Source organism: Clostridioides sp. ES-S-0123-01 (assembly GCF_020658415.1).
Taxonomy (GTDB): domain Bacteria; phylum Bacillota; class Clostridia; order Peptostreptococcales; family Peptostreptococcaceae; genus Clostridioides.
In genome coordinates, this window is sequence record NZ_JACVWD010000001.1 from 773,187 (window position 1) to 797,527 (window position 24,341).

The window sequence follows — 24,341 nt, forward strand, 5'->3', positions numbered from 1 at the left end:
GACTTTCGCCTTTTATTATCATCATTTCATATAGATTCCTTTAGTCATTAAATATAAATTTAGTTTACAATATTAATAAACTGCAACATGACCATCACATCTTGACTCTGTTGCACAAACATAACTTTCTTGCTCTGTTTTGAAGATTATTTGTCCCCTACCCATATCAACATTATCATGAATTACTTTTATCTCATGACCTTTTTCAATAAGAGCATCTACCATCTGTCTTGGCATCTCTGATTCAACTTCTATCTCTTTACCTTTTATCCACTGCCATCTTGGAGCATCTAATGCCTCTTGAGGGTTTAAACCAAAGTCTATCATACTCGTTAATACTTGAAGATGTCCCTGTGGTTGCATAAAAGCACCCATTACACCAAATGGACCTATTGCCTTATCATCTTTACCTAAAAAACCAGGTATTATTGTGTGATAAGGTTTTTTAAATGGTTTTACTACATTATGGTGTTTAGGGTCTAAGTTAAAATTATTACCTCTACTATGTAGTGCAATACCAGTGTTTGGTATTACTATCCCAGAACCAAAATTTATATAATTACTCTGTATATATGAAACCATATTTCCATCTTTGTCAGCAGTACAAAGATATACAGTTCCACCACAATATGGTTCTCCTTCTTTTGGGTATAAAGCTTTTTCATTATCAATCAATAAACTTCTCTTTTTTGCATAATCTTGACTTAATAATTCCTGAACCTTTACTTTCATATGTTCTATATCAGTTACATAAGTTTTAGAATCTGCAAAAGCCAGTTTTAAGCTTTCTATAATCTTATGTATGTCATCTACATTTTCTATATCTCCTTTTATGTCCAATTCTTTTAATATATTTAATGCCATTAGGACTGTTATTCCATGTCCATTCGGTGGAATTTCAAATATTTTATATCCTTTATATTCTGTGCTTATAGGTTCTACCCAAGTTGGATAAAAACTCGCTAAATCACTTTTTCTTATAGCTCCCTCAAACTTTCTAGAACACTCATCTATTTTATCTGCTAGTCTACCTCTATAAAAACTTTCAGCTTGTGTATTGGCTATTTCTTCTAATGTATTAGCATGCTCTTCACATACAAATATGTCACCAGCTTCTGGAGCTTTACCATCCTTAGAAAACGTCTCAAACCATGACTTAAATTCTTCTCCAACAAATTCTTTTTCATATAGTTCATAGGATTTTTTCCATACTTTTGATACATTAGGAGAAACAACATATCCTTCTCTTGCATATTTAATTGCTGGAGATAAACATTCTAGTAGACTAAGTTTTCCATACTTTTTATTTAATTCTGCCCAAGCTGCAGGTATTCCAGGTACAGTTACTGCTCCAAATCCATACTTTGGCATTTCTTTCATGTTCTTGTAATTTTTTAATTCCATTCTTTCTGGAGCAAAACCGCTAGAATTTAGTCCATATAATCGTTTTTCTTCCTCTATCCAAACAAGAGCATATGCGTCTCCTCCAATTCCATTACTTGTAGGTTCAACTACAGATAATGTAGCAGCAGTTGCAACTGCTGCATCCACAGCATTTCCACCTTTTTTTAGTATTTCAAGCCCAGCTTGAGAAGCTAATGGCGTTGAAGTTGCAACTGCTCCATTTTTAGCATATATAACATTTCTTATTGATGGATATTTATGTTGATGAGCATCAAACATCATAATTTTCAACTCCTTGTCATTTTTATTTTATATTTTCCTTAAATTTATTATATAACATTAATTAATACAACTGATACAAAATACAAACTTTTTCCAAGACTTAATTACATTATTATAATATTTTTTTGTTTTGATTAGATAAGCTATCTTGTTTTTAGTATTTAATTCTTATTAAGTAAAAAATACTCTACAACTTAATCTATTATCATATTTTGAGCGTATTTTAATGTTATAAAATAATATATAAAATAACCTATATAATAAATGGCTAGTGTTGTAATAATTGGTATAAGCAATGGCCTAGTTATAAATTTTTGAGCAATTGACATAGCAAATAAATTATGAATTGTACCTACAATTAATGGCAACAAAAATACAACTTTTAATTGTCTTGATATTATTTTCTCAATATCTTGATTATTTGCCCCAAGTTTTTTTAGCATAATATATCGTTCTTTATCATCATATATATTTGATAATTGCTTAAATAAAATTATACTTCCTGTACACAAAAGAAATACTACAGATAGAAATATACCTATAAATAACATAAGACCACTTACTCTAATTAAATCATTATAGTTTTCGACATTTGATGTAAAATTAAAAGGATAAGTTGATTCCATATTTTTATCAACTATATTTTTTAATCTTAAAGACATATCAAACTCTTTTTTTTCATTTTTTATATCAATTAATCTTAATAATCTCGATTCTCCTCCTGATTTTAATCTATTAAATATGTTATCTTTTACCACAATTAAATCAAATGTTGATTGTAAATTTATTTCTGGCTCTAAAATATTTTTTTGAACTGTAAATAAATTCATCTTCTCTTTTTCTTTAATGTATACATCTATTTTTTGAGTACCAGTACTTTTAAGAAACATTCTCTTATATGAATCTGAAACATAATATACATGCTCTTCTGAAGTTAATTCTTCATAATTACTGTTTTGATATTGTCTTAATTTCTTAAAATCACTTTCTTTAATAAAATCTACAATCACTGTATTTTCTTTATAAACTCCTCCTTTTTTATAGTACAATTTAAAATTTACATCTCTACTTATAAACTCTACTGTCTTATCAAAAAGCACCTTATCATCTTCTTTATATTTATATAGCAGCTTATCGATTTCATTATTTACAAGAGAATTTTCTGCATTTATAGTATAACTATACTTGTAGTTTTCATTTATATTTCTATCTATATCGTAATAAATTGATATTGTAAATCCTAACATAGTTACACTTGTAGCTATTAATATTGCTATTATTGCCAATACTCTGCTATTATTCTTTAATTTGAATCCAAGTTCTGAAAATGCAATTAGATTTCTTCCCTTGTAATAAAAACTTTTTTTCTTCTTAGCAACATCTATAATTATCGACATTATTGATGAAAAAAATAAAAAAGTACCTGGTATTATTGTAATTAATATAAAAGCTGAAAACATTATGTTTTCAACAATGAAATGACTAACTGACATTAAATAAGAAAATACTATCAGTAAAACTCCAAGAGTTCCCTTTAGCTTTATAAATCTTTTATTTGTATATTTTTCTGGTGACTTCTTAAATAGCTCTACAATTTTTTTATTCCTAATAACTATAATATTTCTCATTCCAATTACTACAAATATTATTAAAAATATTCCTAATGTCTGAATTAAAGCCCTTATACTTAAAGTCATCTTTACTACTATAATCTCTTTCATTAATTTTACAAGAATCATTGTCATAAGCTTTGAAAATAAAAAACCTAAAGATATCCCTATTAATATTGCAAAGATTCCCATCAAAAAAGTTTCATATAAAAATATTCTGCCTATCTGATTTTTTCTCATTCCAATCAAGCTATAAGTACCTATCTCTTGCCTACGTCTATTAAAGAAAAATGAATTTGAATAATATATAAACAAAAAAACAAATACCACTATTACAATTGAACTTGTATTAATACCTATTTTAGTTTTTCTACCAAGTAAATTTAAGGCTTCATTGTACTCTATTGACTTGAAACTAAAGAATATAAATACACTAAATACAATTGAAACGAAGTACATAAAATAGCTTAAAAAGTTCTTTTTTATATTTTTTATAGCAATTTTAAATAAACTCATTTTTATTAACTCCTCCAATTAAGGAAACTGTATTTAGTATTTTATTATAGAATTCTTTTGTGCTTTCTCCTTTTATAAGTTCTGTAAAGATTATTCCATCCTTTATAAAGAGTATTCTACTACAAAAACTTGCACTTATAGCATCATGTGTTACCATTAATATTGTTGAATCGTTATCTTTATTTAATTTTACTAGAGAATTTAATAAATCCCTTGCAGATTTAGAATCTAATGCTCCTGTAGGCTCGTCTGCAAGTATTAATGATGGTTTTGTTACTATTGCTCTACAAACAGCGCCTCTTTGTTTTTGTCCACCTGAGACTTCATTAGGATATTTATCTAATACTGATTCTATATTTAGTGATTTTGAAACTTCTTTTATTCTACTTTCTATTACTGATACTTTTTCATTTTTTAAAGAAAGAGGTAGCATTATATTTTCTTTTATAGTTAATGTATCTAAAAGGTTAGAGTCTTGAAATACAAATCCAAGATTATCACGTCTAAAGTCGGCTAATTTATTTTGTTTCATTTTAATAATATTCTTATTCTCTATATAAACATTTCCTGATGAAGGCAAATCTATTGTAGAAATAATGTTCAAAAGAGTTGATTTTCCAGCTCCAGATGAACCCATAATACCTACAAATTCGCCTTTATAAACTTTAAAACTTATTCCCTTTAAAGCTTCATATTTTGAGCCTTTTCTACCATACTCTTTTTTTATATTTTCAACAATTAATATTTCTTCCATAATTACTTACCACTCCTCAACATAATTGCTCATTTTCCAATTCTTATAAATATATTATATATATTAAAGTAGTTTTTAACCATTTACTTATATTAATATAATGTTACATTTCTGTAAGTATTAATTATATTTCTTCCTTTTTACTAGAATTATATTTAAAATATAATTTGTCAAGTAAAATATAGTTATATTAATATAATTATTTTAAATTATAAGGTAGAAATGTTTGAACTTATCAAGTAAAATATAGTTATGTTAATATAACTATTCTGGATTAGGAGGTAAAAATGTTTAAAATAATGGTAATTGAAGATGATGTTTCATTAAAACATCAAATAGCAGATTGTCTTTCTAAATGGGGACATATTGTCTATCAAATAGAAAATCTTGAAAACATAATAGAAGAATTTAAGCATTATAAACCACAATTGGTTTTATTAGATATAAATCTTCCATTTTATGATGGATTTCATTGGTGTAATGAGATAAGAAGAATTTCCAAAGTTCCAATAATATTTATTTCTTCAAGAAATTCTAATATGGATGTGATAATGGGTGTAAATCTAGGCGCAGATGATTATATACAAAAACCATTTTCTATAGATGTTTTAATAGCTAAAGTAAATGCTCTTTTAAGAAGAACTTATAATTTTGTTGATAATAATTCAAATAAAATTGTCCATAATGGGGTTACTTTGGATTTATCAACTGCAACTATATGTTATAAAGATAGTACTATTGAGCTAACCAAAAATGAAATTAAAATTCTTCATGAACTTATGAGGAATAAAAGTAAAATAGTTAGTAGAAATAAACTTATGAAAAAATTATGGGATAATGATTGGTTTGTAGATGATAATACTCTCACTGTTAATGTAAACAGAATACGTTCAAAATTAAGTGAAATTGGATTGGAAGACTTTATAGAAACTAAAAGAGGATTAGGTTATATAATCAGTTAAAATAGTTTTAAGTAGGTGAATTTATGAGTTTTAAAGATTTTCTCAAAGATAAACTCGAATTTTTAGTATACAACTTTGGTTTCTTACTTTTTACGATAGCAGTTATTATATTTTCTCCTATTGATGCTCTCTTAGTAGATACTATTGTATACATATTAATTGTAAATATAGTATTTTCATTTATATATATACTTACTGGCTACATTAAGAAAAATAGATTTTTAGAGAAAATTAAAAATAATACATTCAAAGTTAGTACTAATGATATAGAATTAGTTAAATGTACAAATGAAGAAAAAATATATTTGGATATAATTAAAGGTTATCAAAACCAGTGTGATGATATAATAGATATCAATACTAAGAAATTTGAAGAAAATAAAGAAATTATGAGTATGTGGGTACATGATATAAAAATACCTATAGCAATAATTAAACTAGTACTTGAACAAAACGAAGATTTAATCGAAGAAAAAATTTCAGATGATATTGATAAAGAGATATCTAGAATTGAAAATTCTGTTGAAAGAATTTTATATTTATCTAGACTTGAAGATTTTCATAAAGATTTTTTGATTCAAGAAGTAAATATTGAAAATATTCTTAGAGATATTATAAGAAAACATTCAAAATATTTTATCTCAAAAAAAATAATTTTAAACTTAAATAATTTGAATTATACAGTTTTATCAGACGAAAAATGGCTTCACTTCATATTCGAGCAATTATTAAATAATTCCCTAAAATATGCCTCAATAGAAGATAATATATCTATCTATTGCAAAACCCACAAAAATTATTTACAATTAAGGGTGGAAGATACTGGCTGTGGTATAAAAAAGGAAGATTTAAATCGAATATTCAATAAGGGATTTACAGGTAATAATGGAAGAAATAACACTAAATCTACAGGGCTTGGTCTTTATTTAGTAAAAGAACTTTGTGACAAACTTGGCCATAAAATTGATGTAGATTCAGAGTACAATCAATATACAAAAATTACTATTACATTCAAAGATTATCTATAGTATCTTATATATTGATAAGTTATTTTCATTTGACTTATATTCAACATGCTTCTTATAATGATTCTATATGTACATCCCAGTATATAATAAGTAGTTTTTATACAAAGGAGGAAAACATGTCTTTTCTAAAAAAATTTAAAAATAAAAAATTTAGAAATAGTAGCTTTAAGAGTAATAGCTTTAAAAATACTAGCTTTGGAAGTAATAATTTCAAAGCTAAAAATAAAGGTTTTAAAAATAATCCTTTTAAAAACAAGAGATTTAAAATCTATGCAGGAATCGTGATAATCATACTTTTAATATTAGGGGTACTTGCTTATGTCGATTCAAAAAATACTGAATTACAAACTAATGAAAACTTCATAGAAACATACACTATTCCAGAAAACGAAAAAATATTTATAAATGGTATGGTTGTTCCTAAGCAAACTAAAGACTTTAATATTTCTGGAGATTATGAGTTAAGTGATGTAAATGTTACAAATGGTCAAAAGGTAAATCAAGGAGACCTTCTTTTTACTGCTAAAAATCCAACTATAATAGCAGAAATAGATAGTCTAAAATCACAACTTAGCCAATATAAAAAACAAAAGATATCACTTGCAAATATTGATGAAAATAGAGATGCTATAGCTTCTATAAATGCACAAATAACAGCTTTAAACTCTCAGATAGCTTCTTTAGATAAGAAAGCATATGATAGAACTACTGCTCCTTTTGATGGTACTGTATACTTAAATGACCAAACTGGAAATCCAGAGCAACCAGCTTCATTTATGACTATTCAAGGTCTAGAGTTTTATATGAAGGGGCAAGCAAGTGAACAAGATTTACCTAAGATGAAAATTGACCAAATGGTTAATATATTAGTTTTCTCAACTGACCAAAATCTTACTGGTAGAATAAGTTTTATATCTGATAAGCCATCTACTCCAAGTAGCGAGATGGGAGCTCAACAAAGTACTTTATCTTATTATGATATAAACATAGCATTTGATAACCAAGAAGGGTTGACAAATGGATTCCATCTTCAAGCATCACTTGAAGTAGCTAACTCAAGCTTTAAAATACCAGCATCTTGTGTACTTAAGGATAAAAAACACTCATATGTATTTAAAGACTTAGATGGAATCTTGAAAAAACAAATTGTAGATGTTGCAAGTAAAAATAATGACTTTGCTGTAATTAGAGGCGGTCTTGAACAAGGTGATATAGTAATAAAATACCCTACTAAAGAAATGAAAGAAGGAGACCCAGTTCAAGGTGATGGTGTAACTGCTGGCTCTAATAATAATGGAGATGCTACTCCAGACAAAAATTTAAAAGAAGTTAATATGGATGTGAATTAATTTACATATGTTAATTAAATTAGAAAATATTCAAAAATATTACAAAGTAGGGAAAGATGAATTACATGTTTTAAAATCCTTAAATTTAGAAATTGAATCTGGAGAATTTGTCATGATAATGGGTAAATCTGGTAGTGGTAAAACCACTTTACTTAACATCTTAGGTTTTCTTGATGTGTTTGACGAAGGAAGATATATATTTGATGGCACAGATGTAACTAATCTCAGTGAAAATGAGCGTTCTGTTTTTAGAAATATCAATATTGGTTTTGTTTTTCAACAATTTAATTTAATAGAAACTTTAAATATATATCAAAATGTAGAGCTACCTCTAATTTACAATAAAATATTAAAAAAATCTGAAAGAGAAGAAATTGTTAAGAGCAAACTAAAATCTGTTGGGCTTTTAGATAAAATCAAACAAAAACCTCTTCAATTATCTGGTGGTCAGCAACAACGTGTAGCTATTGCACGTTGTTTGGCAAATGACCCTCAAATAATCTTTGCTGATGAACCAACTGGAGCATTGGATAGTGAAACTAGCAGGGAAATTATGGAACTTTTGACAGAACTTAATGAACAAGGCAAGACTATAATAATGGTTACACATGATCAGGATTTGACTAAGTATGCAACTAAGGTCATACGACTTAAAGATGGTGTGTTTACTTCGGAGGTGTAATCATGGGCTTATTAAAAAATTCTTTGGCTAATTTAAAGGGGCACAAGCTTCGTGTCTTTGTAGCTTTACTTTGGATTATTATAGGAATAACTTCAGTAATACTTGTTAGTTCTATAGGTAATGGATTTCAAAAAGAAATCAAGAAATCTGTAAATAACGCTAATCCTAATAAAACTACTATTTCATTTGAATCAGCTGATAACACAGGTCTTACCAATGATATGAGTATATTTTTAAAGCCATTCAATGCAAAAGATTTAGAAGAATTATCATTTGTTGAAGGTGTAGAAAGAATTGCTCCTGCAAGAGATGGATTTAATCTTGATTCAACTTATTCTTCTGAGGCATCTTTTGATAAAAAAACGACTTATGTGGAAGTTGGACCAGTAAAAAAAGATTCAAAAATAAATTTAATCTGTGGTAGAGATTTTTCCTTGGATGATGAAAAAAGAAAGGTAATTCTACTTACACAGCAAAGTGCAAGTGAAATTTTTGAAAATCCAGAAGACGCTTTAGGCCATGGTATTAATGTAAATGGAACTATATTTGAAATAATTGGAGTATTGGATGATTCTTCTAACCAACAACAAGCTGGAGGATTTTTAGGAGGTTATCAAGATATGCAATTTATAACTTCTCTTATACCTAAAAAAGCTTTTGATAGTCTAATGAGTCAAAACTCTTACTCCACTGAAATTTATCAGTTAGACTTAGTTTGTTCTAAAGGATATAATGTGAATGAAGTTGCAAACAATATTATAGCTAAACTATATGAAATGCATCCTGGTATCAATGGTTCTTATACTACACCAGACCCAACTGAACAAACAGCTTATCTTGAAAGCATCAATTCTAATGTCAATAAATATGTATCTATAATAACTGTAGTTGCAATGTTTGTTGGTGGTATTGGTGTAATGAATATAATGTATGTATCAGTTATGGAAAGACAAAGAGAGATTGGTATAAGACGTGCTATTGGTGCAAAACCTAGGTCTATATTATTTCAATTTTTAGTTGAAGCTGTTTTTATAACGGTATGTGGAGGAATTTTAGGAACTATAGTTGGATTTATTGCTACTAACTATGTTTCTAAATACATTGGATTTGAAGCAATTCCTAGCTTAAATAGCTTACTTTATGCTATTTTGGCTACTATATTAACTGGAGTTGTATTTGGTTTAATACCAGCCTTTAAAGCCTCTAAACTAGACCCTATAAAGGCAATTTATAAATAGTATTTCCATTAATAAGTTATTATTTTTAAATTGTTTTCTAAAACATGCTTAAATATTTAATGCACTATTATATATGATAGATTAAGAACTTAATCTTTTTCAAATCAAATATAATAGTGCATTGTTATTTTCAAAATTACTAATGAATTATTTGCTTTAAATATTTTTAATATTAATATCTAATCTATTATGCCTCTTATGAAATCTGTTTTGTTATCACAATAAGAGTTAACATCATACCTATAAAGTTTTGCTAGCTTCTTTTTTAAGTCAGAATATTCTTTAACCTTATCTGGATTTAGTCTCAAATACTCTCGAAATTTAATATGCTCTAAATATCCTTTCCCATCTTTAGGACATACATATAAATTATGCTCCATGAAACTAGTTGTCTCATAAGAAAATGCTTCTCTTCCTTCTACTTCTAAATTGCCTAGATGTTTATACCCTAATTTTTTTAGTTTACTGACAACATCATTTAAGTAGCTATAGTCTCCAATTATTATATCAATATCTAATCTAGGTTTTGCAGAAAGCCCTTCAACAGATGTGCTACCAACATGTTCTATTTTCAAAATCGAATTACCTAGAGTCTTTTCTAGTGTAGATTTTAATTTTTCAAACTCATACTTCCAATTTGGATTATAATCTACTATTTCAACAATTTTTGTAGTTAATCCTGTTACTTTTAATTGGTAGACATCATGTTTCATTACTTGTCCTCTATAAATCTTGTCGCACTCAGATATTTTCTTCATACCTAGTTTTTTTGCCACATTTATAGATGCTATATTTTCAGGTCTGATATCTGCTACTAAAGTATCTACATTTAAGTTTCTAATAGCATAATCTATACATATAGTAGCACCTTCTGTAGCATAACCTTGATTCCAATATTCTCTTTTTACTATATAACCTATTCCTAACCCTATGTCCTGTTTTATAAGGCCTATTTGCCCCACTACATTATCTACATACTTATCTATAACAATAAAATATCCATATCCATCATTATTATATCTCTGTATATTTCTATCAATCCATTCTGTAACTTCTTCATCAGAAAAAGCATGTTCCCATGCATACATTACTTCTGAATCTTGTAACATTTTACTTATTTCCTTAAAATCACTATGATTCATTTGTCTAATATATAATCTTTTGCTTTCAATCACTGTATTCACCACCCTTAAAACACAACCTTAAGCGTTGTATACAACTTCTCCATTACATATAGTATAATTAACTTTCCCATATAGAGATTTACCTCTAAATGGGGAATTGTCAGCTTTAGAAGCAAAATCTTCAACTATCCATTCTTCTTCAGGATTAAATATAACAATATCTGCTACTGCTCCTTCTTCTATAAAACCAACATTTAAATTGTATAGTTTTGCAGGATTTGTAGACATTTTTTCTATTAACTGCATCATACTAAGATGATTTTTATATACTAAGTTTGTTATTCCAAGAGACAACGAAGTTTCAAGCCCTATAATACCACTTGGAGCTTTTATAAACTCTCTATCTTTTTCTTCTTTACTATGAGGTGCATGGTCTGTTGCTATTATCTCAATAGTACCATCATTTAACCCTTCTATAATCTTATCTCTATCCCACTTAGTTCTTAAAGGCGGATTCATTTTTGCATTTGTTCCAAACTCTAATACATCTTCCTCAGTCAGTGTAAAGTGATGTGGTGAAGCTTCTGCAACTACGTTTGCTCCAAGATATTTTGCAAATCTAACCATATCAACAGAAACCCCAGAACTTATATGTTGTATATCAATCTTAGCACCAGTTTTTAGTGCTAACATGCAATCTCTAGCAACCATTACATCTTCTGCTACATTCGATGCACCTTTTAGACCAAGCTCTGAAGCTATCTTTCCTGCATTTACGCCAGGATTTCCAACTAAAGAAGGGTCTTCTTCATGAAAACTAAGTGGTACATCTAACTCTTTTGCCTTAATCATTGCTTCCATAATTAGACTGCTATCCATTAAAGGTAATCCATCATCAGTAAATCCTGGAACTCCAGCCTTTTTAAGATTTTCCATATCCACTAACTCTTTACCTTCAAAACCTTTTGTTATAGCTGCTGCTTGTAAAACATTTATACATGCATTTTTTGCTTTTTCCTTCACATAGTTAAAAGTATCTTCATTATCTACAATTGGGTCAGTATTTGCCATACATATAACTGTTGTAAATCCACCTCTAGCTGCAGATTTAGCTCCACTATCTATATCTTCTTTATATGTAAATCCTGGGTCTCTAAAATGTACATGTACATCTACTAATCCAGGTGCAACTATATTCCCACTAGCATCTATTATTTTTTCAAATTCATCATTTTCATCAAAATTACCTATTTTATAGATTTTATTTTCTTTTATAATTAAATCTATTTTCTCATCTCTTTGACTCTTAGGGTCTATCACTCTACCATTTTTAATTAAAATCATGTTATTTCTCCTTTATAATTTTCATTTATATAGACTCATATAATATTATACATTATTTTACATACTTAAATACAAAATTACGTTTGACATCAATAGCCTTTTTAGGACAAAGTTCATGACAACAGTAACATCTTATACATTTATTTAAATCTATAAGAGCACCTCTATTCCCTATCTCTATGGTATTTGCAGGACAAGCTTCCTTGCACTTTCCGCATTTTATACAATCTTTAAATCTAACCACTGGCTTTGGTGTTATAAGTTTTGAAATAGGTTCATTTAAAAATTTTGGCAATTTTACAGAAAATAGCCTTAAATCTTTACTTACAATTGGTACCTTATAATCTTTTATAATTAAATCCTTTATATCTTCTCCTACAATCTCAATATCTAAAAAGTCTTCTTTTATATACTCTCTTTTAATAGCCCCTCTAATTGTAGCAACTTTATTTGGAAGCAAACCTATAATCTTACATGCAACAACATCTATAGCATATGGATTTTGTGATGCTAATAAAACACCTATTTCTTTAGGGTTTCCTGCTGAAGGACCATCCCCTTCCATCCCTACAATTCCATCCATAATTGTCAGTGTTGGATTTACATAATCACAAATATCTAAAAGTACATTTTCACAAAATAATTCCTCTGTAGGAAATCTATAATGTATTTCTGCTTTTTTTAATCCAGCTATACATCCATATAAGTTTTTTGTTCCACCAGTAAAAGTTGCCATCACATGTGTTTTTAATTTACAAAGATTTATTACATAATCAGCATCTATTACTGGTTTAATAATATCCATATATTTAAGAGCATGCGCTTTTTCACTATGTATCTTAACATCTGAAACATCATAATTTAATTTGATACCTAAATCATTTGCTACCTTTTCAATTCCAGATGTCTTATATATACTTTTAAGAGAGGCTTGATTATATGGTCCACCAGGACTATCTGCTACTACTACATCACAGTTTAATTCTAAAAGCTTTTCGCATACAACCCTTACTACCATAGGATGAGTAGTTGTAGCTTCTTCAGGCTTTTTTTTCATCAGTAGATTTGGTTTTACAAGTACTTTACTTCCTTCTTTTACAAACTTGTTAAGCCCTCCAATGTCATCTAAAATTTTTTCAATAGAAAATCTTACATTTTCATACTCATAATTTTTACAGCTTCTAACAGATACCGATTTCATATTATCTTCACCCTTTTATTACAAAGATTTTTTTATATTTTTTGTATAATTTAAAAAAGGAGAAACCAAAGTTTCTCCTTTTAATCTATGTTTTTAATTATTATTTTCCAAAATGTCTATTTAGTAATCCTAAGAATGCTTTACCATGTCTAGCTTCATCTTTACACATTTCATGTACTGTATCATGTATAGCATCTAATCCTAATTCTTTAGCTCTCTTAGCTAATTTTAATTTTCCATCAGTTGCACCATATTCAGCGTCAACTCTAACTCTTAAGTTTTCTTTTGTATCTGCAACTACAACTTCTCCAAGAAGTTCTGCAAATTTAGCAGCATGTTCAGCTTCTTCAAAAGCTATTCTCTTATATGCTTCTGCTACTTCTGGATATCCTTCTCTATCAGCTTGTCTACTCATTGCTAAATACATTCCTACTTCTGTACATTCACCAGTAAAGTTAGCTCTTAATCCTTCGATTATTTCTGCATCCACACCTTGAGCTACTCCTATTCTATGTTCGTCAGCCCAAACCATTTCACCTTTCATTTCTTCGAATTTATCAGCTCCAACTTTACATACTGGACATTGTGCTGGTGCAGCATCTCCTTCATGTATATATCCACATACTGTACAAACAAATTTTTTCATAATTAATTTCCTCCCAATTTTATATTAATTAAATTTTTATTTTAAAGTTTAATAACTTGCTACAAGAATATATATACCCCATGTACTATAGTTTAAACACTAAAAATAAAATTTATTTCCTAATTAATTTTATCACTTTGAAACATTGGTATCAACTAAGTTTTGATGTCAAATTTCTACATAATATATACTTTATTTGATTAATTAGGAAACAATTGTCTATTTAAATACTTTCTAGTGAAGAATCTTTTGACTCTTTAAGTTCTACTTTTTTACTTTTTAAAAATGATAATTTAGTTTCTGCTGTTATAATTGCACCAAATATCAATATACTACCAATAACTAATTTGGCTGTAATAGGTTCTTTTAAAATTATTATAGAAAATATAGTCCCAAATATAGCTTCAGTAGATAGTATTATGGCTGTTCTAGTTCCATCAACTCTCTTTTGACATATAGTTTGGAATAAAAACCCTATTGAAGTACTAAATATAGCTAAATATATAGTTCCCATATATCCAGACAATTCAGCTTCCATTTTCAACTGTCCTGCAAATGTCTGAACTACTAAAGACAGTAAAAATGCTACAGTAAATTGAATAGCTGTTAATGCCATTGGATTGTTATCTTTAGCAAATTCGCTAGTAAAGAATATATGAAATGCAAATCCAAATGAACATATAAGTGTTAAAAAATCTCCAAAATTAACAGAGAAATCAGCCTCTAAAGAAAGTATACCTATACCTACAAGAGCTACTAAACTACTTATTAATCCTATTTTATCTAGTTTTCTTCTATAAAGTATAAATCCTATGAATGGAACTATTACAACATTTGCTGCTGTTATAAATGCATTTTTAGATGGTGTAGTGTACATAAGTCCAATGGTTTGTACTGTAAAGGCTAAAAATAAAAATATTCCTAAAAGCCCTCCTGCTTTTAATAAATGCTTTCCCATATTGGCACGAATTTGTTTAAAAAAGAATAAATTCATAATTACAGCTGCCAAGAAAAATCTTATAGTTATTATTTGTAGAGGTGTAAGCCCACCATCTAGTGCAAATTGGGTTGCTACAAAGCCACTTCCCCATATAATTGCTATGAATATTAGTCCTATTTCTCCAAAGTATTTTTTCAATAAAGCCCCCTCCTTTTTATTTTTTTGCAAAATTATAAACCCCCTAAACAGCAAGAGAGTTTTTCTATAAGCATTACTATAAATTTATATAGTTATAGTAAATTTTTTCAGTATTTTAAATCTAGATTTATATCCACTATTTAACATTAATATATTAATCATTTTTTGTAAACACCTTTTTAATAAATTTTTACCTTTTTTATATTTTTTTTACTTATATTAAATTTTTTTATAGATAATTTCAATATCTAGGATACTTTAATATTATGCAAATAATGTTGTATAAGTTACACTTTAGTTATTTTAGTTACAACTTTGTCGGTTTACTTTTTCTACTTTCTTCGATATAATTATAATATATTTTTGATACAATTCGACAAAAAGGGGGAATGTTGAAATCATGGTAAAAAAAAGAAAAAAGAAAACTATGGCACTTACTATAATTGTTGTAATAGTTATTGGTATTTTTTCTATGGCATGGGCGGATATGTCCAAGAAAAGAGAAATTAAAGAAACTCAACAAAAGCTTAAAGCTGAAAAATTAGAAAAAGAAAGAATTGAAAAAGAAAAAAATGAGCCTATCATTGGTGCAAAAAAAGAAGCTGCAAAAGAATATGGATATGACGCAAAATTAGTTTGGGATAAACTTAACAAATACGACTATTCAAATAATGGAGAAAAAATAGTATTCCTTACATTCGATGATGGACCATCTACTACTAATACTCCACAAGTCCTAGATATCTTAAAAAGACACGATGTTAAAGGAACTTTCTTTATTAAGGGGGATTCTCTTGAACGAAAAGGTGCCAATGAAATTTTAAAAAGAACATTTGATGAGGGAAATGCAATAGCTCATCACTCATATTCTCATGACTACAAAAAACTATACCCTGGCAGAAGCCTAAATCTTGATACATTTGTAAATGAACTTAATAAAACAGATGAAGCCATGAAAAAAGTTCTAGGAAAGAATTTTTCATCACATGTAGTTAGATGCCCAGGTGGATATATGTCATGGAAAAATATGGAACCTTTAGGTAACTACTTAAAAGAAAAAAATATGGCATCAATAGACTGGAATGCTCTAAATGCTGATGCAGAAGGTAAAAAGAAAAATGCTCAAGAGTTATTTGAACATGCAAAGAAATCTTCTGAAGGTAAAGAAATAGTTGTACTTTTAATGCATGATACTTATGGAAAGCAAGAAACAGTAAATGCACTAGACCAAATTATAACATATTTTAAAGATAATGGTTACCAATTTAAAACCTTAATATAATAAAAAAGCAAGTTCATTGATTATACTTTTATATAACCAACGAACTTGCTTTTATTTTACTTTACTAACTCTATTTTTACAAATTTTTTCTTTCCTATTTGAACAACAAGTTCGCTTTCTTTAGCAACTGTACTTAAATCTTCCACTTTCTCACCATTTACTTTTACTCCACCTTGAGATGCTAATCTTCTAACTTCACTCTTACTTTTAACAATCTCATTAGAAACTAATACTTCAATTAAATCAAATTCTTCTTGTTTAACTTGAATTGTTTGTATATCTTCAGGTATTTGACCTTTTTGGAATACAGATTTAAACCTTTCCTCAGCTTCTTTAGCAGCTTCTTCTCCATGGTATAAAGTTACTATTTCTCTTGCTAGATTCATTTTTATATCTCTTGGATTTACTGAACCATCTTTTAACTGAGTTTCAATTTTATTAACTTCATCAGGATGAACATCAGTTACTAAATTATAGTATTTAACTATAAGTTCATCAGGAATCTCCATAGATTTTTGGTACATTATTCCAGCTTCTTCATCTATTCCAATATAGTTACCTAAACTCTTACTCATTTTTTCTTTTCCATCTAAACCTTCTATTAAAGGCATCATTATTACTATTTGAGATTCCATACCAAATTCTCTTTGTAAAGATCTTCCCATTAATAAGTTAAATCTTTGGTCAGTTCCACCAAGCTCTATATCAGCTTCTAATGCTATTGAATCATATGCTTGCATCAATGGATAGAAAAATTCATGCACTGATATTGGCATTTGTCCTTCATATCTCTTCTTAAAATCTTCTCTTTCCAACATTCTCGCAACAGTAATAGTTGCAGCTAATTTTATTACATCTTCAAAGTTTAATTTAGCTAGCCATTCACTATTAAATCTTACAATAGTTTTTTCTTTATCTAAAACTTTAAATATTTGTTCTTGATAAGTTTTTGCATTTTCAAGAACTTGCTCTGTTGTTAAAGCTTTTCTAGCTTTAGATTTTCCAGTTGGGTCTCCAATTTTACCTGTAAAATCTCCAATTATAATTACTATTTGATGACCTAAATCTTGTAATTGTTTCATCTTTCTAAGAACTACTGTATGACCTAAGTGTATATCTGGAGCACTTGGATCTAACCCCAATTTTACTATCATAGGTTTTCCTTCTTTTTCTGATTTAATAAGTTTTTCTCTTAGCTCTTTTTCGTCTATTAAGTCGTCTACACCTTTCATAATGATTCGCATTTGCTCGTCTATTGATTTCATTTTCATTCCTCCTAAAATATTTATATAATCTATGATTTTTATTTTTATAATAAAAAAAGCTCTCATCCTATTAAAAGGACGAAAGCATTGCTTACGTGTTACCACCTTAGTTCACTAATATCTCACGATATTAATCTCTGTAGAGTATAATTTGTTTACTCATGTACTATAACGTGTACTATTCCGATATCTCTTAGTGGTTGTTATCTTTCAGAGATATTGCTCCAAGATGTATTCAAACTAAATCAATTTATTCCATTTCACCAAACTGGAACTCTCTGTTAAATAAAATTCAGCTCTACTTCTTCTCTTCACAGCACTTATATATTCAGATTATTTCATCAATTACAAGAAATTTTTCTTAACTTACTCATAATATATTATTATTTTTACATTTTGTCAACCTTTTTTATTATTATATACATGTTTTTTTACATTATACTACTTTTTTATATTTTTTACCAATGTATAAAGTTTATTTTTCAATTAAAATATTTATTTGTTTATCGACAATATTAATTTGAGTCAATCTTATATTCATTTTCTTATTTAAAAATGCATTTATAATTATTAATCCAATAACAGTTATCTTAAACATTAGAAATAAAGATATAACTACTATCAAAAAAGAAATTCTAGCGTATGCTACTTTTCCAAATTTAGTTATTATAAAATTTTGTAGTGACATACAGGAATCTCTAATAACAAAATACATACACAAATATCCAATTGATATAAAAATTGTTTTTAAGTAAACTAACTCAGTTTTAATATTTAATATATTTGTAACTTCAAAAATAGTTAAATAAAACACACACATATAAAAAACTTTCTTTGAGCAACATAAAAATTGATTTAAAAATCTAAAACTCTTAAACACTAGAAACTTTTTTAATGCATTAGAGTTTAAAATATGTAATTTATGTCCCATAATCAAACTTAAAAAGTATATACAAAAAACCATTCCAAAAGGAAACAGTGCTATCAGTAAGTAAAAAATAGAATCTGAGTATTCATTAAAATAAATCAATTTACTATATCCTTGAAATTCTCTCATAAAACTGTATCCTATTAATGCTGAAGCATATATATCAATAAAAACCATTATAATGACTCCAATAATTGAACCATATACTAAATCATCCATAACTGTTGATGATTTACTTATCAAATAACCACATATTATACCAAGTAAGACACTCTGACTTGCCCAAATAGCAGTTCCCAAGTTTCCAAGCACCAAGGAAATTATTAAAAGAGATATAACTCCAGATAAAACAGTATACTTTAAATCACACTTTAAACATATTATACAAAAAAATATTGGCACTATAAAATCTAAATAAATGGCATATCCAAACCCAGTCCCTACAGCTATAATTGTTATTACTATAAATAAAGACGACAATAAAGCCGCTTCAGTTAATTTTTTGGTAGTATTCAAAACAACTTCCTCCACAAACCATAATTTTTCTAACTAATATTTTGTTTTTAATACAGTATAACACTTTTTTAAAATATTTTTAACACATACCTATTTTAATAAAAGTATTACTGTTAAAAATTATAAAATGGTATAATATATCTTAATATTTGGTTTTAATATACTTAGGAGGTAATTATTATGTTTAAAATAAAACACTTTAATGATTTAAGTCTAAATGAGTTTTACGAAATAGCAAAGTCAAGATATGAAGTATTTGCATGCGAACAGAGGATATTTTCATTAAATGATTATGATGATGTAGACAAAAACTCTTATCATATATTTTTAGAAGAGAATGGGTTGATTTGTGCTTATGCCAGAATAATCCCTAAAAAATATAGCTCTTATAATGATGTTTCTATTGGTAGGGTTTTAGTTCTTTCTACTCATCGAAAAAAGGGCTTGGCAAAGAAAATGATGGACTGTGCTATAGACTTTATAAAGGTTAATTTGCATGAAAATAATATAACCTTATCAGCACAGGCTTACATAAAAAATCTTTACTTATCTTGTGGTTTTAAAGAAATTTCAGAAGTGTATGATGAAGCAGGTATTGAACATATTAAAATGAGATTATAGTGTTGACAAGCTAACATTGTTAATATATAATTAAATCATAAATTAAATATTGAATTGATATCTAGGTATTTGAAAATACCTTATATAAGTCAGAAGGCTTTTGCGCTTTCTGACTTTTTTATTATCAAAATTCAATAATTATATAGATTCAAAATGTTAATTTTTATTCTATATTCTACTTTCCCCAAAAGTAAGAATTATACCCAACTTTGTGATAGGCATATTGCCTATCTTTTTTTTGCAAAAAGTAACAAGGTAATAGCATAGTGCATAGTTTAAAATAAGAAGATTAGCTCAGGCTAAATTTCATGCATGGAGGTGCTACTATGAAAAACCTTAATGATATTCAAGTGAAAAAAACTGTTAAAGTTGAAGATATATTATCTAGTGGTAATTTAAGAGAGAGAATGTTAGCGCTTGGTCTTACTAGAGGAGCTGTTATAGATGTAGTTAGAAAAGGACCAAAAAATAATTTAACTGTCTACAATATCAGAGGTAGCAAGATAGCTCTACGACAAGAAGAAAGTAGACTAATATTAGTTTCTGACATTTAAAATTTTCTAGCAGGAGGATATTAATATGGGTTTAACACACAACTCAACTAAAATGAATTCTTTAAAAGACATGTTTGATATAGATAACAAGGAAGACCAGTTTGTAATTGCACTAGCTGGTAATCCAAATACAGGTAAAAGTACTGTATTTAATCATCTTACTGGACTTAGACAACACACTGGAAATTGGCCAGGAAAAACTGTAGCTACAGCTCGTGGTAATTTCAAATATCAAAATACAGAGTATGCATTAATAGATTTACCAGGAACATATTCTCTATTTGCTTTGTCACAAGAAGAGGTTGTAGCTCGTGATTTTATATGCTTTGGTAATCCAGATGCAGTAATAGTAGTGTGTGATGCTACATGTCTTGAAAGAAATTTAAATTTAGTTTTTCAAGTAATGGAACTCACAGATAAAGTCATTTTGTGTATAAATTTGATAGATGAAGCTAGAAAAAAAGGTATTAATATTAATAAAGATTTCTTAGAGGAATCTCTTGGAATTCCAGTTGTTTTAACTGCTGCAAGAAATGGTTCTGGTATGGGTGAACTATTAGAAATTTTAAATGATGTATCTTTTGATAGATACAAGTTTAATAATAAGCCAGTAAAATACAGCGAAAATATAGAAAACACAGTAAAATCAATTCAACCAGAGTTAGATGATATCATGCCAAATATAAATTCTAGGTGGTTGGGTCTTAGACTTATTGATGGCGATGAAAGTATTTTTGAATCTATGAGTAATTATATAGATAAAGATTCTATAGATGCTATTAACGAAGTAAAGAAAAAAGTTCCAAATGATATAAACAAACAGAAGACTAGAGATGAATTTACTAAAATCAATTATGATTATGCTAAAAAATTAAGTGATAAGTGTTGTTCTAATAATGCTAAAAAACCAACAGATAGAGAAGAAAAAGTAGATAAAATATTAACATCTAAAATATTTGGACTTCCAATAATGCTCTTATTATTAGGTACTATACTGTGGATTACTATAGAAGGTGCTAACTATCCATCCACTTTATTATCTAATTTATTACTTGGATTTGAACCAAGTATTTCAAATATATTAAATAGTATTAATTGTCCATTGTGGTTAAATGATATGTTAGTATTAGGATTATATAGAACTTTAGCATGGGTAATTTCTGTAATGTTACCTCCTATGGCAATCTTTTTTCCATTATTCACATTACTTGAGGATTTTGGATATTTGCCAAGAGTTGCATTTAACTTAGACCATCTATTTAAAAAAGCATGTGCTCATGGTAAACAGTGCCTGACTATGTGTATGGGATTTGGATGTAATGCTGCTGGAGTTATTGGTTGTAGAATAATTGACTCTCCAAGAGAAAGACTTATTGCTATACTTACAAATAACTTTGTACCTTGTAATGGTCGTTTTCCTACTTTAATAGCCATATCTACAATATTTTTTAGCTCTGTTGTAACTAGCTCTTTTGTATCTAGTATAGCAACTGCATTTTGTATAACCTTATTAATAATTTTAGGAGTTATAATAACATTGTTGGTTTCTTATACTCTTTCCAAAACATTATTAAAAGGAGTTCCTTCTACATTTACATTAGAACTTCCTCCTTATAGAGTTCCTCAAATAGGTAGAACTTTATATACTTCTATAATAGATAGAACAATATTTGTTTTAGGAAGAGCTGTAATGGTGGCTATACCTGCTGGTGTAATAACTTGGATATTTGCAAATATCTATATAGGAGATTTGAGCATATTATCACATGTTGCAAACTTTTTAGACCCTTTAGCTAAGCTAATTGGCCTAGATGGCTTCATATTAATGGCTTTTATTCTTGGTTTTCCAGCAAATGAGATAGTTGTACCTATACTTTTAATGGCTTATCTAGCAACTGGTTCTATGATAGAATTAGATAGCTTTAGTGCTCTAGGTCAAGTTCTTAGAGAACATGGTTGGACTTATTTAACAGCTTTAAATGTTATGTTATTTAGCTTACTTCATTGGCCTTGTGCAACAACACTTTTAACTATAAAAAGAGAAACTGGAAGTTTAAAATGGACTGCCTTAGGATTTTTAATGCCTACTGTACTTGCTTTTGTTGTTTGTTTTTTAACAACTTTTGTTTATAATTTATTTGTATAATTAGCATTTAGTTAACATTAAACTTTATCCTATAAGTATTATTTAAAAATTCATATACTTTATTATTAAAATAGAGGTATATTCAGGTGATAAGTAAAATTACTTATCACGTGAATATACCTCTATTTTAATTTTTAATTCTTATATAGATATTTGAATTGAAATCTCAGTCATATAATTTTCTTCATTATTTTCGCAAAAAAAGTCAAGTATACTTTCTTCATATGAATTACCAATAATTTTATAGTTATTATCGTATATATATTTTTTTAATTTTTCATAGGACTTATATGAGTCTTCATATCTCCCAATATGCTTTATACACACATACATTCCTTCTGGCTTTATATATAGCTTTTTATCTTTTATTTTTTTATCTATTTTTAAATAAAAACTTGATATACTTAAATATTCTCCATTTTTTATATTTTCATTACTTACTATTGCTCCTAGTTCATACCCCTGATACAGATTTTTTGACTTACAGTAATTTGTAAAATCAATCAATTCCATCATAAAATTGCCATCATTTATACTACTCAAATCACTTGATAATACTAAGTATTCTTCACATCTATTGGATATATAAATTTCTTCATTATATATCTTAGAAATACCTTCAACTGTAGTATTTATCCGGTTTTGTATTTTAGAACTTATTTGTTTTAATTTTTTTATTTTCTCTTTTATCTTTTTTTCTTCTTCTTTAAGCATTTCTACACAATGTTGAGGGCTTCTATTTTTTATATATTCTTTTATCTCTTCTAAACTCATGCCTATTTCTCTTAATGATTGTAATATATCTAATGTATCGTACTGATATACTGAATAATATCTATAATTGTTTTTATCTTTATATTCAGGTGAAAAAATCCCTATTTTATCATAAAAAATCAACGTCTGCTTAGAAACACCACATAGTTTTGCAAATTCACCTGTAGTAAAATACTGTTTTTCCAAGGTTTGTACACTCCTTTTCGCTTTGTTGTCTATATAGTTACTATATCCTTTAGTATTTACTAAATCAAGTAGTTATTATTTAATAAAATCAATATTTTTTTAATTTTAAAGGTCAAATGTCAGTTAGATATCAGTAAAATATTTTACCCACAATTTTATATAACTTTTCCATATTTTATCCATATCAATAAAAAGGTAGCACTTATATTAGTAGCTACCTTTTACTCTATTAATCTTCATCTTTCCAAGTTTTTATCCATTCTCATATTTCTGTTATTTTGTCTTCTGTTATTTCCTCTTTATGTAGCTTTGAAATTAGTTCTGATAAAGGATTGTTATGTAAACCTCAAAAAATTCTTTTTCTTTCTAATTTCAAATATTCTTTTTCTTTCACTAATACTGTATAGTGTACATGTCTTCTAATTCTCTGAGATATTAAAAAACCTTTTTAGTTAATCTTGCTAAGATTGTAATTGTAGTTGTATGTTTCCACCCATAGTTTTCATCCATTTCATCTGCAACATCTTTTGATATTACAGTTTTGTATCCCAAATTCCAAATAAATTTCATGAGTTTTAATTCTGCATCTGGTAATTTTTTATTTAGCATAATATATTCCTTCTTTCTATATAACATAAAATTTAACTTAAACTAATAGTAGGAACTTTTTTAATACAAAAACTACAGGTAAAATTTACAATATATTCTACTTTTTTAGTTTATTTTTATCTTTTCTCTAAAAAAAATTGACATTTTACTCTTTTTAGGATATTATGAAGCTAACTTCACAT

21 protein-coding genes and 1 other annotated feature are annotated in these 24,341 nt (G+C 27.6%); of the genes, 9 read left to right on the forward strand and 12 right to left on the reverse strand.

Annotated features, from left to right (window positions below):
• Window positions 1–72: 72 nt before the first annotated feature.
• The 3 genes from ggt to IC175_RS03545 all read right to left on the reverse strand — a co-directional run bounded on the left by ggt (window position 73) and on the right by IC175_RS03545 (window position 4,566).
• Window positions 73–1,686 carry a gamma-glutamyltransferase gene (gene ggt / locus IC175_RS03535; protein WP_227432919.1) on the reverse strand — a complete coding sequence of 538 codons (1,614 nt, stop codon included), beginning with the start codon at window positions 1,684–1,686 and terminating at the stop codon, window positions 73–75.
• Between the two features lie 194 nt (window positions 1,687–1,880).
• Entirely contained in the window at window positions 1,881–3,812 is a 1,932-nt protein-coding gene (locus IC175_RS03540; protein ID WP_227851109.1) for an ABC transporter permease, read from the reverse strand.
• On the reverse strand, window positions 3,799–4,566 hold the full coding sequence (locus IC175_RS03545) for an ABC transporter ATP-binding protein (RefSeq protein ID WP_227432917.1): 768 nt from the start codon (window positions 4,564–4,566) through the stop codon (window positions 3,799–3,801). Before IC175_RS03545 ends, IC175_RS03540 begins: the two co-directional genes overlap by 14 nt.
• Window positions 4,567–4,853: 287 nt before the next feature.
• Between IC175_RS03545 and IC175_RS03550 the strand changes: the two genes are divergently transcribed.
• From IC175_RS03550 to IC175_RS03570, 5 genes are all read left to right on the forward strand, one after another.
• Window positions 4,854–5,528: a response regulator transcription factor gene (locus IC175_RS03550; RefSeq protein ID WP_227432916.1), complete on the forward strand. Its 675-nt coding sequence runs from the start codon at window positions 4,854–4,856 to the stop codon at window positions 5,526–5,528.
• A gap of 23 nt (window positions 5,529–5,551) precedes the next feature.
• Complete coding sequence (locus IC175_RS03555) at window positions 5,552–6,556, forward strand: HAMP domain-containing histidine kinase (RefSeq protein ID WP_227851110.1); 1,005 nt, start codon at window positions 5,552–5,554, stop codon at window positions 6,554–6,556.
• Between the two features lie 116 nt (window positions 6,557–6,672).
• Complete coding sequence (locus IC175_RS03560) at window positions 6,673–7,905, forward strand: efflux RND transporter periplasmic adaptor subunit (protein WP_227823741.1); 1,233 nt, start codon at window positions 6,673–6,675, stop codon at window positions 7,903–7,905.
• Between the two features lie 7 nt (window positions 7,906–7,912).
• Window positions 7,913–8,587 carry an ABC transporter ATP-binding protein gene (locus IC175_RS03565; RefSeq protein WP_227482338.1) on the forward strand — a complete coding sequence of 225 codons (675 nt, stop codon included), beginning with the start codon at window positions 7,913–7,915 and terminating at the stop codon, window positions 8,585–8,587.
• A gap of 2 nt (window positions 8,588–8,589) precedes the next feature.
• Complete coding sequence (locus IC175_RS03570) at window positions 8,590–9,825, forward strand: ABC transporter permease (protein ID WP_227432912.1); 1,236 nt, start codon at window positions 8,590–8,592, stop codon at window positions 9,823–9,825.
• A gap of 179 nt (window positions 9,826–10,004) precedes the next feature.
• On the opposite strand, the gene IC175_RS19580 is transcribed toward IC175_RS03570, so the two are convergent.
• From IC175_RS19580 to IC175_RS03595, 5 genes are all read right to left on the reverse strand, one after another.
• Entirely contained in the window at window positions 10,005–11,000 is a 996-nt protein-coding gene (locus IC175_RS19580; RefSeq protein WP_227851111.1) for a GNAT family N-acetyltransferase, read from the reverse strand.
• A 27-nt stretch (window positions 11,001–11,027) separates the two neighbouring features.
• Entirely contained in the window at window positions 11,028–12,293 is a 1,266-nt protein-coding gene (locus IC175_RS03580; protein WP_227432910.1) for a dihydroorotase, read from the reverse strand.
• A gap of 52 nt (window positions 12,294–12,345) precedes the next feature.
• Entirely contained in the window at window positions 12,346–13,494 is a 1,149-nt protein-coding gene (locus tag IC175_RS03585; protein WP_227432909.1) for a DUF362 domain-containing protein, read from the reverse strand.
• 100 nt (window positions 13,495–13,594) lie between these two features.
• Entirely contained in the window at window positions 13,595–14,140 is a 546-nt protein-coding gene (locus IC175_RS03590; RefSeq protein WP_009889371.1) for an NADH peroxidase, read from the reverse strand.
• A gap of 223 nt (window positions 14,141–14,363) precedes the next feature.
• Window positions 14,364–15,308 carry a DMT family transporter gene (locus IC175_RS03595; protein ID WP_227851112.1) on the reverse strand — a complete coding sequence of 315 codons (945 nt, stop codon included), beginning with the start codon at window positions 15,306–15,308 and terminating at the stop codon, window positions 14,364–14,366.
• Between the two features lie 370 nt (window positions 15,309–15,678).
• On the opposite strand from IC175_RS03595, the gene IC175_RS03600 reads away from it, so the two are divergent.
• Entirely contained in the window at window positions 15,679–16,560 is an 882-nt protein-coding gene (locus IC175_RS03600; RefSeq protein WP_227851113.1) for a polysaccharide deacetylase family protein, read from the forward strand.
• A 56-nt stretch (window positions 16,561–16,616) separates the two neighbouring features.
• On the opposite strand, the gene tyrS is transcribed toward IC175_RS03600, so the two are convergent.
• Window positions 16,617–17,825, reverse strand: a complete 1,209-nt coding sequence (tyrS, locus tag IC175_RS03605) for a tyrosine--tRNA ligase (RefSeq protein WP_227432906.1) — start codon at window positions 17,823–17,825, stop codon at window positions 16,617–16,619.
• Window positions 17,826–17,896: 71 nt separating this feature from the next.
• Window positions 17,897–18,149: a binding site (T-box leader), on the reverse strand.
• 151 nt (window positions 18,150–18,300) lie between these two features.
• Window positions 18,301–19,269, reverse strand: a complete 969-nt coding sequence (locus tag IC175_RS03610; RefSeq protein WP_227831136.1) for a DUF2232 domain-containing protein — start codon at window positions 19,267–19,269, stop codon at window positions 18,301–18,303.
• A 180-nt stretch (window positions 19,270–19,449) separates the two neighbouring features.
• Here IC175_RS03610 and IC175_RS03615 point away from each other — a divergent pair, with 180 nt between their 5' ends.
• From IC175_RS03615 to feoB, 3 genes are all read left to right on the forward strand, one after another.
• Complete coding sequence (locus tag IC175_RS03615; protein ID WP_227432904.1) at window positions 19,450–19,890, forward strand: GNAT family N-acetyltransferase; 441 nt, start codon at window positions 19,450–19,452, stop codon at window positions 19,888–19,890.
• Window positions 19,891–20,216: 326 nt separating this feature from the next.
• Window positions 20,217–20,444, forward strand: a complete 228-nt coding sequence (locus IC175_RS03620; protein ID WP_227432903.1) for a FeoA family protein — start codon at window positions 20,217–20,219, stop codon at window positions 20,442–20,444.
• Window positions 20,445–20,469: 25 nt separating this feature from the next.
• Window positions 20,470–22,590, forward strand: a complete 2,121-nt coding sequence (gene feoB / locus IC175_RS03625; RefSeq protein ID WP_227432901.1) for a ferrous iron transport protein B — start codon at window positions 20,470–20,472, stop codon at window positions 22,588–22,590.
• A gap of 141 nt (window positions 22,591–22,731) precedes the next feature.
• Here the strand turns inward: feoB and IC175_RS03630 are convergent, their stop codons facing one another.
• Both IC175_RS03630 and IC175_RS03635 read right to left on the reverse strand, forming a co-directional pair.
• Window positions 22,732–23,550: a MerR family transcriptional regulator gene (locus IC175_RS03630; protein ID WP_227432899.1), complete on the reverse strand. Its 819-nt coding sequence runs from the start codon at window positions 23,548–23,550 to the stop codon at window positions 22,732–22,734.
• 435 nt (window positions 23,551–23,985) lie between these two features.
• Window positions 23,986–24,159 carry a BlaI/MecI/CopY family transcriptional regulator gene (locus IC175_RS03635; protein WP_227432897.1) on the reverse strand — a complete coding sequence of 58 codons (174 nt, stop codon included), beginning with the start codon at window positions 24,157–24,159 and terminating at the stop codon, window positions 23,986–23,988.
• Window positions 24,160–24,341 lie beyond the last annotated feature (182 nt).